This is a genomic window from Pseudomonas sp. H2_D02 (assembly GCF_054677635.1).
In genome coordinates this window covers 2,707,009-2,724,286 of sequence record NZ_CP162816.1, presented here as the reverse complement: position 1 = coordinate 2,724,286, position 17,278 = coordinate 2,707,009, and the positions used below count along the sequence as shown (strand labels likewise).

At 65.1% G+C, this 17,278-nt stretch carries 2 pseudogenes (1 of these 2 cut by a window edge); both read right to left on the bottom strand.

The window, feature by feature from the left end:
- Positions 1-4,869 (bottom strand): annotated as a pseudogene (locus AB4N42_RS12570) (non-ribosomal peptide synthase/polyketide synthase); it reaches 8,703 nt to the left of the window's first position.
- Positions 4,869-17,278: pseudogene (locus tag AB4N42_RS12565) on the bottom strand (non-ribosomal peptide synthase/polyketide synthase). Before AB4N42_RS12565 ends, AB4N42_RS12570 begins: the two co-directional pseudogenes overlap by 1 nt.

Here is a 17,278-nt window from a genome sequence, read left to right as displayed (position 1 = left end):
GAACGCTCCACCGCGATGCCCACCAGCACGTCAGGACCAACGCCCTGGTCGATCAAGCGATGGGCCAAGCGGTTGGCCCGGGCATTGAGTTCGCGGTAGCTCAGGCGTTGCTCGCCGAAGACCAGCGCAGGCGCGTCCGGGGTCCGGCTCACCTGTTCCTCGATCAGGCTTTGCACGCTGCGCTCGAGCGGGTATTGCTGCGCCGTCGCGTTCCAGTCAATGAGCATGTGCCGGTGCTCGTCCGCGTCCAGCAGCGACCACTGCGCCACCGGGCGATGCAGATCGTGCGTCATGTCATGCAACAGGTTGAGCCAATGCCCAGCCATGCGCTCGATGGACACCGGCTCGAACAGATCCGTCGCATAGGTCAGGGCCGCATGCAGGCCCTGCGGGCTCTCGACCGTGTCCAGGCTCAGGTCGAATTGCGCGGTGCGCTGCGTCCAGCCCAGGGGTTCGACGCAAAGGTCCGGCAAGGCATTGGCGAACGCCGAATCGGCTTCATTGCGGTGGTTGAACATCGCCTGGAACAACGGGCTGTGGCTGAGGTTGCGCTGCGGTTGCAAGGCATCCACCAATTGCTCGAACGGCAGGTCCTGATGCATCTGCGCGGCCATGGCCGTTTGCTTAAGCTGTTGCAGCAGCGCGGCACCGCTCAGCTCGCTGTGGAACTCGCTGCGCAGGACCTGGGTGTTGACGAAGAAACCGATCAGCCGCTCGGTTTCCAACCGTTGTCGGTTGGCGATCGGCACGCCGACGCGGATGTCGGCCTGGCCGCTGTAGCGGTGCAGCAGCGCCTGGAACGAACCGAGCAACAGCACGAACAACGTGACGTTTTCCCGTCGCGCCAGGGCCTTGAGACCGGCGCTCAACGCCGCGTCCAACACGATTGGCAGGCGTGCGCCGCGCAGGCTTTGCTGGGCTGGGCGCGGATGATCGGTGGGCAGTTCCAGCAACGGTTGTTCGCCACCCAGTTGCCCGGACCAATAGGCCAACTGACGATCCCGCTCACCGTCCGCCATCCATTGCCGCTGCCAGACGGCATAGTCGGCGTATTGCACCGCCAACGGTGGCAGATGCGCTTGCTGGCCTTGGACGAACGCCGAATACAGGCTCATCAGGTCATCGACCATCACCTGCAAGGACCAGCCATCGGAGACGATGTGATGCAGCGTCAGCACCAGGATGTGGTCCTGTTCGTCCACTTCCAGCAGCGCCACGCGCAGCAACGAATCAGTCAGCAGATCGAACGGGCGGTGGGTCTGTTGTTCGATCAAGGCCTGGATGTCGCGCCCTTCCAGGCGCTGCTCGACGAAATCGACCTGCCCCTGCCCGCGAATGACTTGGCAGGTGCGCCCATCCTCTTCGACGAACAAGGTGCGCAAGCTTTCGTGATGCGCCACCAGCGCGGCGAAACTCTGGCGCAGCGCCTCCTTGTCCAGCGCGCCGCGCATCCGCAGGGCCGTGGGGATGTTATAGGCGGCGCTGTCCGGGTCCATTTTCCAAAGGAACCACTGGCGTTCCTGGGCAAACGACAGCGGCAGTGGCGCATCACGAGGCACCGGCACCAGCGCCGGAGCCTGTTCGCCGGGCGCGGCCTCGAACGCCGCGACGAACGCCTGCAAGGTGCTGTGTTCGAACAGGCTGCGCAGCGGCACCTCGATGCCCAGCACTCGGCGGATCCGCGAAACCACTTGGGTCACCAGCAGCGAATGCCCGCCCAACTCGAAGAAATTGTCCTCCAGGCCCACGCGCTCAAGCTTGAGCACGTCCTGCCAGATCGCCGCGACTTGTTGCTCGGCCTCACTACGAGGCGCCACGTAGGCCTGTTGCACGTCGCTGGCGTCGGGCGGCCGGCAGGGCCTTGCGATCGATCTTGCCGTTGGGCGTCAGCGGCAATCTTGCCAGGAACAACAGGTGCGCCGGGACCATGTAGTCCGGCAACTGCGCCTTGAGGGCGGCCTTGAGCGTGGCGCGCAGCGACGCATCGGGCTCCGGCACTTCGCCGCTGGCAGGCACGACGTAGCCCACCAGTTGCGCACCGGTCGGGCCGTCGTGGGCGACCACCACGGTTTCGCGCACACTGTCCTGGGCCAGCAAAGCGGCTTCGATCTCCCCGAGTTCAATCCGCAGGCCGCGGATCTTCACCTGATGGTCGATACGGCCGAGGTATTCGACCACCCCTTCGGCGCGATAACGGGTCAGGTCGCCGGTGCGGTACAGCCGTTCGCCGCAGGTGGAAAACGGATCGGGCACGAAGCGTTCGGCGGTCAGCCCCGGGCGCTGGAAATAACCACGGGCCAGGCCGGCGCCACCGATCAGCAGCTCACCCGGCGCGCCGGGCGGGTTGAGCGCCAGGTCGCTGCCGACGATGTACAGCGCCGTATTGTCCAGCGGCTGGCCAAGGAAGGGCCGGTCGCGCTCGGGGCTCAACGGGTGCACCGCCGACCAGATGGTGGTTTCGGTCGGCCCGTAGAGGTTCCAGAGCTTCGGCGAAAGTGCCAGCAGTCGCTGGGCCAGTTCCTGGGGCAAGGCTTCGCCGCCGCACAGGAAAGTCCGGCCTGCCAGCACCGAGGCCTGCTCGTGATCGAGCAGCATGCGCCAGCTCGACGGCGTCGCTTGCAGCACCGTGACGTCGTGTTGTTCGATCAGCGCCAGCACCGCTTGCGGATCCTGGTGCACGTGCTGCCCGGTCAGCACGATGCTGGCCCCGGCGCAGAGCGGCCCATAGATTTCCAGGCCGAAAATATCGAAGGAGAAGGTTGTCAGCGACAGCATGCGGTCGCTGGCCACGAGGCCTGGCTGGGCGATCATGCTGGTGATGAAATTGCCCAGCGCGCCATGGCGAACCATCACGCCCTTGGGCTTGCCGGTGGAGCCGGAGGTGTAGATGACGTAGGCCAGGTGCTCGCCAGTCAGCGGCACCACCTGGCAGGTTTTCGGAGCGTCTTGCAGTGCGGCGTCCGGCTGGTCCAGCAGCAGGGTCCGGAGCGTCGGCGGGATCGGCAATCGCCCCTGCAAACGGGCCTGGGTCAGCAACAGCCCGATGCCGCTGTCCTCGATCATGTAGGCCAGGCGTTCCTCGGGATACGCCGGGTCCAGCGGCACGTAGGCGGCGCCGGCCTTGAGGATCGCCAGCAGGCCGACAATCATCTCGACGCTGCGCTCCACCGCGATGCCCACCCGCTCGCCAGCGGACACGCCCAGCTCGATCAAGCGGTGAGCCAGTTGATTGGCGCGGGCGTCCAGTTGTCGGTAGCTCAGGGATTGTCCATCGACGGTCAGCGCCAGTGCGTCAGGGGCTCGGTGCGCCTGGTCAGCGATGCGCTGGTGGACGCACACGGCTTCGGTGCCGTGGTCGGCGACACGCAGCCATTGCTGTTGCGTGAGGCGCTGTTGCGCCGGGTCAAGCAGCGGCAGTTCGCCGACTCGCTGGCGGGGCGCATCGACGATGCCTCGCAGCAGGTTTTGCCAGTGCTCGGCCAGGCGCTCGACGGTCCGCGGTTCGAAGAGATCAGTGGCGTAGGTCAGCTCTGCGGCGACGCCCTGCTCGGTTTCGTAGGTGCCCAGGGTCAAGTCGAACTGGGCGGTGCGCCCTTCCCATGTCAGGTCCTCGACCCGCAGTTGCGGCAGCTGCATCTGCCGACGGCCCGCAACATCGGCGTTCTGGTGGTTGAACATGACCTGGAAGATCGGGCTGTGGCTGAGGCTGCGCTCCGGTTGCAGGGCTTCGATCAGTTGCTCGAACGGCAGGTCCTGATGGGCCTGGGCCGCCATGGCCGCTTGCTTGACCTGGGCGAGCAATTCATCGAATGGCATCTGCCCATCGACGTGGGCATTGAGGACCTGGGTATTGACGAAAAAGCCGATCAGCCCTTCAGTCTCGACCCGATTGCGATTGGCCGTCGGCACGCCGACGCGGATCTGCGGTTGGCCGCTGTAGCGGTGCAGCAATGCCTGGAACGAGGCGAGCAGCACCATGAACAGGCTGGCGCCTTCACGCTGGGCCAGTTGCTTGAGGGCGCTGGCCAGTTCCGGCGCCAGCTTCACGTCCAGCCGCGCGCCACGAAGGCTTTGCACCGGGGGGCGCGGATGATCGAACGGCAGCTCCAGCACCGGTTGCTCGTCGCCGAGGGTCTGGACCCAAAAGGCCAACTGGCGTTCGCGCTCGCCGGCCTCCAACCAATGGCGCTGCCAGATGGCGTAGTCGGCGTATTGCACCGGCAGTTCCGGCAATGCCAGCGGCTGGCCGCCGGTGTCGGCGGCGTAACAGCGCACCAGTTCATCCACCAGCACGCGCATCGACCAGCCATCGGCGATGATGTGGTGCTGGATCAACACCAGCACGTGGTCGTCCTCGGCGATTCTCAACAGCGAAACCCGCAGCAACGGCCCGTGGCGCAAATCGAACGGACGCGCGGTTTCGCCTTCGACGTAAGCCTTGATGCCCGCGTCCTCGCTGACCGATGAACCGATGGGCAGCGCCTCGACAGCGATGCTCAGGGGCAGGTGCCGGTGGATGACCTGCACGGCTTGCTCGCCATGCTCGGCGAACGTGGTGCGCAAGCTTTCGTGGCGCTCGACCAGGGTATTGAAGCTGCGCTCCAGGGCCGGCACGTCCAACTGGCCCTTGAGACGCAAGGCGCTGGGAATGTGGTAGGCCGAACTGTGCGGGTCCATTTGCCAGAGGAACCACTGGCGCTCCTGGGCGTAGGACAGCGGGATGTGCTCGAACCCGGAACGCACCTCGGGGATCGGCAGGTTGGCCGGCGAGACGCCTTCTTCCAGCATCTTCTCCAGGTACAGCCTGCGTTTGTCCAGCGGCAGAGTGATAAAGCGCTTGGCAACTCTCAAAGCAACACTCTTGTCCATCAGACTTCCTCCATTTCATCAAGCAGGGCGTCCAGCTTGTTCAGTTTCTCTTCATTGATTGGCCCGTCGCTGCTGTCGAGTCGGGCGACGAAATCCTGCAGGACGGGGTGCTGGAACAGCAGTTGCGGGGTCAGGCTCAACCCCAGTTCGAGGGCCATGCGCGAGACGGCGGTGACCGCCAGCAGCGAGTGGCCGCCCAGCTCGAAGAAGTGATCGCTGAGGCCCACGCGTTCGACGGTGAGCACCTGGGCCCAGATCGCCGCGACTTGCTGCGCCAGTTCGCTGACCGGTGCTTCGTATGCGCTTTGCGAGCGCCCGGCCTCGATGCCCGGCAACGCCTTGCGGTCGAGCTTGCCGTTGGGGGTCAGCGGCAGTTGGTCGAGGAACAGCCAGTGGGCCGGGATCATGTAGTCGGGCAGGTGTTCCTTGAGTCGGGTCTTGAGTGATTCGCGCAGGGTGTCGGCGTCCAGCGAGGCCACCACGTAGGCGACCAACTGCTGCCCGCCCGGCCCTTCCTGGGCCAGCACCGCAACTTCGTTGACCTCGGGCTGCTGCAACAGCCGTGCCTCGATTTCTCCCAGCTCGATGCGGAAGCCGCGGATCTTCACCTGATGGTCGATACGGCCCTGGTATTCGAGCACGCCGTCGGCGCGATAACGGCACAGGTCGCCGGTGCGGTACAGGCGTTCGCCGGTGGTGGAGAACGGGTTGGGCACGTATTTTTCGGCGGTCATCGCGGCGCGACCGAGGTAGCCCCGGGTGATGCTCGGCGCCGCTCAGGTACAGCTCAGCCGACACGCCTTGGGGCACCGGTTGCAGGTTGGCGTCCAGCAGGTAGCTGGCGGTGTGCTTGAGTGGGCGGCCGATGTTGGCCGTGCCGCCAGGGGTGCGGCGGGTCCAGGTGGAATAGGTGGTGTCTTCGGACGGACCATAAAGATCATAGACATGCTCAACCCCCTGTGGGAGCGGGCTTGCTCGCGAAGGCGTTCCCTCAGTTAGCCCATCATTGACTGACCCACCGCTTTCGCGAGCAAGCCCGCTCCCACAGGTGAGGGGTGTTGGGTAGAGAGCATCCACCAGGCTTTGCTTCAGCGGCTCGCCGGCCAGGTTGATGATGCGCACGCTTTGCGGGATATCCCCGCTGCGCTGCAACGCGGCGATGGCCGAAGGTACGGTGTTGATCAGGCGCACCTGGTCGCGGGCCGGCAGGTGCGGCAATTCCAGGGCGTTGCGGGCAATGATCAGCGAGCCGCCGTTGGCCAGGGTCACGAAGAGCTCCCATACCGACAGGTCGAAGCACACCGAGGTTGAGGCGAGTACGCCTTGGATATCGTCGCGGCTGTAGACGGTTTTGGACCAGTCGATCAATGCCAGGACGTTGCGGTGGACGATGGCCACGCCCTTGGGTTTGCCGGTGGAGCCGGAGGTGTAGATGACGTAGGCGAGGTTGCCTGGGGTGACCGCTGTGAACGGCTCGCTCAACGGATAACGTGAAAGGTCGAGCTGATCAAGCATCAGCACTTCGGTTTCAGCCGGAACCGTCAAAGCCACCGCCTGCTCGGTCAGCAGCACTTTCGCACGGCTGTCATCAAGCATGTAGGCAACACGTTCGGCCGGGTAATCCGGGTCAAGCGGCACATACGCACCGCCAGCCTTGAGCACCGCCAGCAGGGCGATCAGCAATTGCTCGGAACGCGGCATCGCCACGCCCACGCGCACTTCCGGGCCGACGCCCAGTTCGATGAGCTTGTGGGCCAGGCGATTGGCGCGGCCGTCGAGTTCGCTGTAGCTCAGACGAACATGATTAAACGTCACCGCCAAGGCATCCGGCGATGCTTCGGCCTGACGAGCGATCAGTTGGTGAACGCAGACGTCCTGTTCGAACGGCGCATCCACCGGATTCCAGTCATGAGTCAGGCGCTGGTGTTCATCGAATTCCAGCATCGACAGTTCACCCAGCGGGCGCTCTCCCTGCGCGGTCATCTGCCCCAGCAACTGCACCAGATGCGCCGCCAATCGCTCCACGGTAACCGCCGAGAAACTCGCCTGCTGATAACTCATGTGCACCGACAACTGCCGCTCCAACCCCACCAGCAGCGTCAACGGATAGTTGGTCTGCTCCTGGGTGATTGGCGAACCAAAGCGCAAACCGTCCGGCGCGCCCTGCTCCAAAGCTTCGGCGATTGGGTAGTTTTCGAACACCAGCAGACTGTCGAACAACGCGTCGCCGCCCTGCCCGGCCCAACGCTGGATATCCAGCAACGCGGTGTGCTCGAATTCGCGCAACGCGAGGTTCTGCGCTTGCACCGCTTGCAACCAACTGTCCAGCGACTGCTCTGCCCGAGGACTGGCGATCACCGGCAAGGTGTTGATGAACAGGCCGATTTGCTGCTCGATGCCAGGCAAGTCCGCTGGGCGACCGGCGACCGTCGCGCCAAACGCCACGGTGGATTTACCGGTGTAGCGCTGCAACAGCAGCAGCCATGCCGCCTGCACCAGCGTGTTCACCGTGACTTTCGAAGCCCGGGCGAAGGCTTCCAGGCGTCGGGTCAGTGCTTCGTCCAGCACCTGCATATGATCGCCATAACCCACACCAGCGTCCGTAGGCTTACCCACCGCATCGGCCAACCGTGTCGGTGCTTCGAGGCGCTGCAGCGCAGGCTTCCAGAACGCCTCGCTGGCCGCCGCGTCCTGGCGTTGCAGCCACGCGATGTAATCCCGATAACGTCCGCCGGACACAGCAACGGATTGCCCGCTGTAGCGCTGCAGCACCTCGCCAAGCAACTGCGAATTGCTCCAGCCGTCCATGAGGATGTGGTGGTGGCTGTAGATCAGGTGATAACGCTGCTCATCGAGACGTACGATCATCAGCCGCACCAGGGCCGGCGCGCTCAGGTGAAGTTGTTGGCGTTCAGCATCGGCCAGGGCCTGCAGGGTCTGGTCAGGCAGCGGATCATCGCGCAGATCGTGCAGGCTGTAAGGCAGTTCCAGATACTTGCTGACCACTTGCACCGGCGCCGGCAAATCGCCCTGCCAGACAAACCGCGTGCGCAGGATGTCATGGGCATCCACCGCCGCCTGCCAGGCCTGGCGGAAGCGTTCCGGGTCCAGCCCTTCGATGTCCAGGCGCAGTTGGTTGATGTAGTCGCCGCCCGCGTCGCCGTACACGCCATGGAACAGCATGCCTTGTTGCATCGGTGACAACGGATACAGGTCGACGATCTGCTCGGACGGCAGCGGCAGTCCATCCAGTTGTGGCTGGCTCAGGCTCGCCAGAGGGAAGTCCGACGGCGTCACACCGCTGTGCTCGCCCCGGCAGCAATGCTCGATCAGCCGCTGCAACTCCAGCGCATAATCGTCGGCCAGGGCCTGGATGGTGGATTCATTGAACTGCTCGCGGCTGAAGGTCCAGCCCAGGTTCAGTTCGCCGCCGAACACCTGGCCGTTCAAGGCCAGCGCATTGGCCAGCGGTGCTTCGGCGTCCAGCTCATCGCCGGCGCCTTCATCAGCCGGGATGAACAAGGCACCGTCGGCCTCGCTGAAGCTGGCGTCGAACTGGCCCAGGTAGTTGAAGGTCAGGCTCGGCGTCGGCAGCCCGGCCAGGATCGCCCGCGTCGCGTCATCTGCCAGATAAGCCAAGGCGCCGAAACCGAGGCCTTTGTCGGGCATCGCCCGCAGTTGCTCCTTGATCTGCTTGAGGCAATCGCCCAAGTCCGCCCGTGGCGTGAGCCGGGCCGGGTACAGGCTGGTGAACCAGCCGACGGTGCGGGTCAGGTCGACGTCGTCGAACAAGGCTTCGCGACCATGGCCTTCGAGCTGGATCAGCGCGCTGTCGTGGCCGGTCCAGCGCACCATCACCCGGGCCAGTGCCGTGAGCAGCAAGTCGTTGACCTGGGTGCGATAGGCCTTGGGCGCGTCTTGCAGCAGTTGCCGGGTCAACGCGGCGTCGAGTCGCGTACGCACCGTCACCGCCAGGCGGTTCTGCTGGCCGCGCGGCAGGGTTATCCATCGGCAACGAAGCATCGACGTCTTCGAGCTGGGCCTGCCAGAGCGCCAGTTCCTGCGCCAACCGGTTGCTGCGGGCATGCGCTTGCAGGCGCTCGGCCCAGACCTGCGCCGAGGTGGTTTTCAGCGGAAATCGCAGCACCGCTCCGCTGGACAACTGGTGATAGGCGCTTTGCAGATCCTCGAACAGGATTCGCCACGACACACCGTCGATCACCAAGTGATGCACGGCCAGCAACAAACGTTGGCTGCCATCGGCCAGCGTCGCCAGGACCGCCCGCAGCAAGGGGCCCGCTTGCAGGTCCAGGCTGCGCTGGGCCTCGTTGGCGATGCCTTGCAACGCCTGCGCATCAGGCGCGTCCACGGTCCAGAGCAGGTCTTCGGATTGAGTGTCCGCAGAACGGTAAACCGCCCTCCAGCCGTCGTCCTGCTCGGTGAAGCTCAAACGCAGGCCATCGTGATGTTGCAGCAGCGCGCTCAACGCCTGGCTCAGGATCGGTGCGTCCAGACGCTGGGTCGGCTTGAGCATCACCGCCTGGTTCCAGTGATGACGCTGCGGTATCGCCTGTTCGAAGAACACCCGCTGCACCGGCAACAGCGCCAGCCCACCCGTCACCGGCCCCTGGTCGATGACTTGCGCGGCCTCGCCCTGGCGAACCACGGTCGCGAGCATTTCCAGGGTCTGATGCTGGAACAGGTCCTTGGGCGTGAAATGCATGCCGGCCTGGCGAGCGCGGCTGACCGCCTGGATCGAGACGATGGAATCGCCACCCAGCTCGAAGAAATTATCCTGCAGGCCGACGCGTTCAAGCTTGAGCACGTCCTGCCAGATCGCCGCCAGTTGCTGTTCCAGCGCAGTGCGCGGCGCCAGGTAGGCGTTCTGGGATTGGCTGGCATCAGGCTTGGGCAGATTCTTGCGGTCGAGCTTGCCGTTGGGGGTCAGCGGCGGGCGTTCGAGCAGCAACAGATAAGCCGGGACCATGTGCGCCGGCAAGGTCGCCTTGAGTTGCTCACGCAAGTGCTCGGCAAAGTCTTCGCGGGAAGATTCTGCCGCGACTACATAGGCCACCAGACGCTTGCCGCTGCCGGCGGTGCCTTCCTGGGCCACGACCACCGCTTCGCGCACGCCATCAAGGGCTTGCAGGCTGGCTTCGATTTCACCCAGCTCAATGCGGAAGCCGCGGATCTTCACTTGGTTATCGATGCGATCCAAGTAATCGAACGTGCCGTCGACGCGCTGGCGCACCAGGTCTCCGGTGCGATACAGCAAGCCCCCTGCGCTGAACGGATCGGCGACAAAGCGCTCGGCGGTCAGCCCCGGCCGGTTCAGGTAACCACGGGCCAATCCCGTGCCGCCCAGGTACAGCTCACCGGCCATGCCTTGGGGCAACAGGTTCAGGTCGGCATCGAGCACGTAGGCGCTGCGGTCGCCGATGCGGCTGCCGATGGGCGCGTAGGCAGCGCCACACGACACCTCGCGACCGGCCTTCCAGATCAGCGGTGTGACCACCGTTTCAGTCGGGCCATAACCGTTGATGATGTACTCGGGACGCAAGGCGCGCTTGACCCGTTCGAAACTGGCGTTGGGCACCGCGTCACCGCCGAAGCAGTAGATGCGCACCTTCGGCGGGTTGCCCTCGCGCTCGGCGTGTTCGGCCAGTTGTTGCAGGTACACCGGCGGGAACGCCACCACCGTCACGCCGTGCTCGTGCATGGCGTTGTATGTCTGTTCCGGGGTCCACAGGCTGTCATCGCGAATGAGCAGCGACGCACCGTGGGTCAGGCTGGTGAGCCAGCGCTCGTGGGCGCCGTCGAAAGCGAACGACATGAAATGGAATTCGCAATCGCTGTCGCGCATTTCATAACGCTCGCCAATGGCCTGGCAGTGCATCGCCAGCGGACCGTGGGCCACGCTGACGCCCTTGGGGTTGCCGGTGGAGCCGGAGGTGTAGATGACGTAGGCCAGGTTATGCGGGTCGAGTCGAACCGTTGGCGCGCTGGTCGGCAGCTCGCGCAGGTCGAGGCGGTCCAGCTCCAGCAACGGCAACGACTCATCCACGGGCAACTGCGCCGATACCGAGGAGTCGCTGATCAGCAGCGCCAACCCGGCGTCCTTCATCAAGTATGCCAGGCGCTCACGGGGGTAGCTGACGTCCAACGGCACGTAGGCACCGCCGGCCTTGAGCACCGCCAACAGCGTGACGATCACCCCTTCGCTGCGCGGCAGGGCCACGCCGACGCGGGTTTCCGGACCGACGCCGCGGCTGATCAAGGCGTGGGCCAGCTGGTTCGCGCGCCGGTCGATCTCGCCGTAGCTGAAATGTCGGCCATTGAAAATCACCGCCGTGCGCTGCGGGCGATCGGCCGCCAGCGTGGCGATCCGCTGGTGCACGGGAATGTCCACCGGGTACGACTGCGGGCGGTTGTCGGCCTGTTGCCGGGCGTGTTCGACGCCGTTGGCCAAGGCGATTTCACCCAGGTTGCGCCCGGCGTCCTGGCTGAATTGTTCGAGCAGGTGCAGCAGATGAGCACTGATGTGATCAATCATTTCGTCGGCGAACTGCCGGCGCTCGTAGCTGTAGTGCAGCGCCAGTTGTTCACCGAGGGTGACCGCGACGCTCAGGGCATAGTGCGTCTGCTCACGGTTGGCAACGTCGCCGAACGTGACATCGCTGCCGGTGCCTTGCTGCAAGGCCTGGGCAATCGGGTAGTTCTCGAACACCAGGAGGTTGTCGAACAGCGCCTCGCCGCCCTGCCCGGCCCAACGCTGGATGTCCGCCAACGGCGTGTGTTCGAACTCCCGCAGGCTCAGGTTCTGTGCCTGCACCGCTTGCAACCATTGGCCGACCGTCTGGTCCGGACGCGGGCTGCCGATCACCGGCAAGGTGTTGATGAACAGGCCGACCTGCTGCTCGATGCCCGGCAGATCCGCCGGCCGACCGGCCACGGTCGCGCCAAACGCCACGGTCTGGTGCCCGGTGTAGCGTTGCAGCAACAGCAGCCAGGCCGCTTGCACCAACGTGTTGACGGTGATTTTCTGCTGGCGGGCAAACGCTTCCAGCGCTTGGGTGCGCCGCGCGTCGAGCGTCAGGAAATGATCACCGTGGCCGCTCTCGCCACCGCCCGAGGCGGCGCGGGCGAGTCGGGTCGGCTCCTGCAACGAGGCCAGTTGTGCGCGCCAGAAGTCCTGGCTGAGCTGGCCGTCCTGGCGTTGCAGCCAAGCGATGTAATCGCGATAACGTCCAACACTGCTGGCCGGCACGCGCCCGCTATAGCGCTGCATCACCTCGCCGAGCAACTGCGAATTGCTCCAGCCATCCATCAGGATATGGTGATGGGTGTAGATCAGGTGCCATTGTTCGGCGCCGGTCCGCACCAGCACCAGGCGCAACAGCGGCGCCTGGCTCAAGTCGAAACCTTGCGCGCGCTCGGCCTCGGCCAGTGCGGCGAGGGCCTGGGCCGGGTCGGCCTGCTCGCGCCAGTCCAGCACGGTGAACGGCAACTGGACCTGCTTGTGGACGATCTGCAGCGGTTGCGCCAATTCTCCCTGCCAGACGAAGCCGCTGCGCAAGATGTCTTGCGTCGCGACGGTGGCCTGCCACGCCGCACGGAACCGCTCGGCATCCAGGCCTTGCACGTCCACCCGCAACTGGTTGACGTATTCGCCGGCCGCCTGCTCGTACAACGTATGGAACAACAAGCCCTGCTGCATCGGCGCCAGCGGGTAGACATCGTCCAACTGACCGGCCGGCACCGGCAGATGATCGAGTTGCGACTGGGTGATCCGCGCCAGTGGAAAATCCGACGGCGTGGCTTGCGGTTCTGCCAGGTTGACGCAATGGTCGATCAGCGCCTTGAGCTCGACGGCGTATTGATCGGCCAGTTGCTGCACGGTCGCGCTGTCGAACATCTCACGGCTGAAGCCCCAGCTCATCGCCAGCTCGCCGCCATGCACCTGCCCTTCCACCGTCAGCCAGTTGGCCAACGGTGCCGTCGGGTCCTGGGCGACGCCACTGCCTTCGCCGGACGGCACGAACAGCGCCGCCTCATCGAACTGGCGGTCGAACTGGCCGAGGTAGTTGAAGGTGATACGCGCAGTCGGCAGATCCGCCCATTGCGCTTGCATCGACGGCGTCGCCAGATGACGCAGCACGCCGTAGCCCAGGCCCTTGTCCGGGACGCTGCGCAGTTGCTCCTTGATGGTCTTGATCGAGCCGCCGATGTCATCGGTGGCGGTGAGGTTGACCGGAAACAGGCTGGTCAGCCAGCCCACCGTGCGGGTCAGGTCGATGTCATCGAACAAGTCTTCGCGGCCATGGCCTTCGAGCTCGATCAATGTGCCCGGCTGCCCGCTCCAGCGGCTGATGGTGCGGGCCAACGCGGTGAGCAGCAAGTCATTGACCTGGGTGCGATAAGCCGCAGGGGCCTGTTGCAGCAATTGCCGGGTGAGTCCGGCCTCCAGGCGCCATTCGATCTTTGCACCGTGGACGTTTTGCAGGCTTCCCTGCGGGCGTTCGCACGGCAGGTCCCGCGCGCCTTCGTGCTGGGCTTTCCAATAGGCCGACTGATCGTCAAAGCGCGAGGCTTCGGCATTCAGCCGCGCCGTCCAGCTCTGGAACGCGCTGGTCTTGGCCGGCAACGTCACGCCGCCACCCGCCGCCAGTTGCTCGTAAGCTTGCTGCAAATCTTCCAGCAGCACCCGCCAGGACACGCCGTCCACCGCCAGGTGATGGATGATCAGCGCCAGCCGCTGGCTGCCGTCGGCCAGGTTTACCAGCATGGCGCGCACCAGCGGCCCGTCTTGCAGGTTGAGGCTGCGCTGCGCCTCGTCGCACAGCGCGTTCAACTGCTCAACGGATCGGGCATCGCGCTGCCACAGGTCGGCGTTTTGCAAAAGCGGTCCATGGCTCTGCCGCCAGCCGTCGGCGTCTTCGACAAAGCGCAGGCGCAAGGCATCGTGATGGTTGATGACGCAGGTCAGCGCCGCGTCGAGCCGTTGTGCGTCCAGCGGTTCCCGTGGGGTCAGCAACAGCGACTGGTTCCAGTGCGCGCGGTCCTGCATCGCCTGGGCGAAAAACTGCTGCTGGATCGGCCCGAGCACGGCATCGCCAGTGACCGGCCCTTGGTCCAAGGCACTGTGGCTGTCACGGCGAGCCACCGACGCCAGGCTGCGCACGGTCTGGTATTGGAACAGGTCACGGGGATGAAGATGGATACCGGCCTGTCGCGCGCGGCTCACCACTTGGATCGAGATGATGGAATCGCCACCCAGTTCGAAGAAGTTGTCTTCGAGGCCGACGCGCTCCACTCCGAGCACGTCCTGCCAGATTTCAGCCAGGGCGGTTTGCAGCCCATCCTGCGGGGCGACAAACGCTTGCCGGGGCGCGGCGTCCGGTTGTGGCAGGGCCTTGCGATCGAGCTTGCCGTTGGCGGTCACCGGCAGGCAGGCCAACGGCATCAGGTAGGTCGGCACCATGTACTCCGGCAGACCGGCCAGCAGCCAGGCCTTGACGTCCTGTTGCCACTGCTCGTGCGGGTCGCTGTTTTCCAGCACCAGATAACCCACCAGATACTTGCCGTCCTGCACCAGCACCACGGCCTCGCGCACCCGCGGATGTTGCACGAGGCGGGTTTCGATTTCGCCGAGCTCGATGCGCAGGCCGCGCAGCTTGACCTGATGATCGAGGCGGCCGAGGTATTCGATCACGCCGTCGGCGCGCTGGCGTACGCGGTCGCCGGTGCGGTACAGGCGCGCGCCGTCGTGAAACGGGCACGGCACGAAACGCTCGGCGGTCAGCGCCGGACGTTGGTGATAACTGCGCGCCAGCCCCGCCCCGCCCAGGTACAACTCGCCCGCCACGCCCCACGGCACCGGCGACAGATCGGCGTCGAGCACGTGGGTGCGCAGGTTGGCGATGGGCTGGCCGATCGGCACACAATCCGCGCCCTCGTCGACGCAGGTCCAATGGGTCACGTCGATGGCCGCTTCGGTCGGGCCATAGAGGTTGTAGAGCGCGGCGTCCGGCAGTTTGGCGAAGACCTGCTGCTGCGCATCCAGCGGCAACGCTTCACCGCTGCAGACGATGCGCTTCAAACCTTCGCAGGTTTCCACGCCCGGCTCATGGATGAACGCCTGCAACATCGACGGCACGAAGTGCAGCGTGCTGACGCCATGACGGTTGATGGTGTCGATCAGTTGCCGCGGATCACGATGGGCACCTGGCGCGGCAACCACCAATCGCGCCCCGGTCATCAGCGGCCAGAAGAACTCCCACACCGAGACGTCGAAACTGAACGGGGTTTTCTGCAACACCGCGTCGCTGTCGTCCAGGCCATACGCCTGTTGCATCCAGCACAAGCGGTTGACCAGAGCCGCGTGGCTGTTGCCGGCGCCCTTGGGTTTGCCGGTGGAGCCGGAGGTGTAGATCACATACGCGAGATTCAGCGGGTCGACCGTCACGTCGGGGCGACTGTCGCTGTAGCTGTCGAGCCAATCGTCGGGCTGATCGAGCGCGATCACCTCGACGCCGTCGGTCGGCAGAACCGCCGAGAGCGAACGCTGGGTCAGCAGCAAGCCGATGCCACTGTCCTGAATCATGTAGGCCAGGCGATCCTGCGGATATTCCGGGTCCAGCGGCACGTAGGCGCCGCCGGCCTTGTGGATCGCCAGCAGGCCGACCACCATTTCCACTGAACGCTCGACGCAGATGCCAACCAGGCTGTCGGGCCGCACACCGCGCCCGAGCAGCAGATGGGCCAGTCGGTTGGCGCGGGCATCGAGCGCTGCATAACTCAGGCTTTGTTCGCCGAACAGCAACGCCGGGGCGTCCGGGGTGCGCGCCACCTGGGCTTCGATCAGTTGATGCATGCACAGCTCGGTCGGGTAGCGTTGGGCCGTGGCGTTCCAAGCGTGGACCAGCGTGGCATGCTCGTCGGCGTCGAGCAGCGGCAGCTCGCCGATACGTCGGGTCGGATCGGCAATCATCGCGGTGAGCAATCGCAGCCAATGCCGCGCCATGCGCGCGATGGTCGGCGCTTCGAACAGGTCCTCGGAGTACGTCAGCGCGGCGTGCAACGTGCCGGCTTTTTCATAGGTGTCCAGGGTCAGATCGAATTGGGTGGTGCGGGTCTGCCACTCGATCATGCCCAATTCGAGGCCGGACGCCGTGCGGATCGTGGTGACATCCGCCACCTGGGGTTGATGGTTGTACATCACCTGGAACAGCGGCGTGTGGCTGAGGCTGCGCTCCAGCTTCAACGCGTCGACCAGGCGTTCGAACGGCAAGTCCTGATGAGCCTGGGCGCCGAGGGCGATCTCCTTGACCCGGTGCAGCAACTCGTCGACCCGGGTCTGGCCATCCAGTTCGGTGCGCAGCACTTGGGTGTTGACGAAGAAACCGATCAGGCCTTCGATTTCATCCCGGTTGCGGTTGGCGATGGGCACGCCGACACGGATGTCCGATTGGCCGCTGTAGCGATGCAGCAGCACGTTGAACGCGCCGAGCAGCAGCATGAACAGCGTGACGCCCTGCTGCCGGGCGGTGCCGCGCAGTTGCTCCGCCAACCCGCTGTCGATAGCGAACTCATAACGGCTGCCGCGGTAGCTCGGCACGGCCGGGCGTGAGTGATCGGTGGGCAACTCCAGGACGGGATGCTCATCGCCCAATTGCGCCTGCCAATACGCCAGTTGCCGCGCCTGCTCACCGGCCTCCAGCCAACGGCGCTGCCACAAGGCATAGTCGCTGTACTGGATCGGCAAATCAGGCAGTTGCGGCGACACGCCGGCTTCATGGGCGTCATAGCAGCGGATGAACTCGTCGATCAGCACGTTCATCGACCAGCCATCGGAGACGATGTGGTGCAAAGTCAGCAGCAGCACGTGCTCCTGCGCATCGAGCTTGAGCAGTTCGACCCGCAGCAAGGGGCCATTCGACAGATCGAAGGGCCGCATCGATTGTGCTTGCGCAGCCTGGCGCACCGCTTGCTCGCGCTCGCCTGCCGGCAAGCCGCTGAGGTCCTGTCGCTCGATCATCAGCGGCGCATCGGTGGGCACTTGCAGCAGGCTGTCGTCGGCCTGGCGCTGGAACACCGTGCGCAGGGTTTCATGGCGCGCCACCAGGCTGGCGAAGGCCTGTTCCAGCGCCGACAGGCTCAACGCACCCTTGAGCCGCACCGCCCCGGGCAGGTTGTAGGCGCCGCTTTCGGGATCCAGTTGCCAGAGAAACCACATGCGCCGCTGGGCGTAGGACAGCGCCTGGCGATCCTCGGCTTCGACGCCCTGGGGAATGGGGAAACGGCTGAAGTCCACGCCCTCCTTGTCCAGCGCGGCGAGGAACATCTGGCGCTTGTCCAGGGGCAGCCCGATAAACCGGCGAGCAAGTTTCAAGGCGTCTTCAGCATTCAT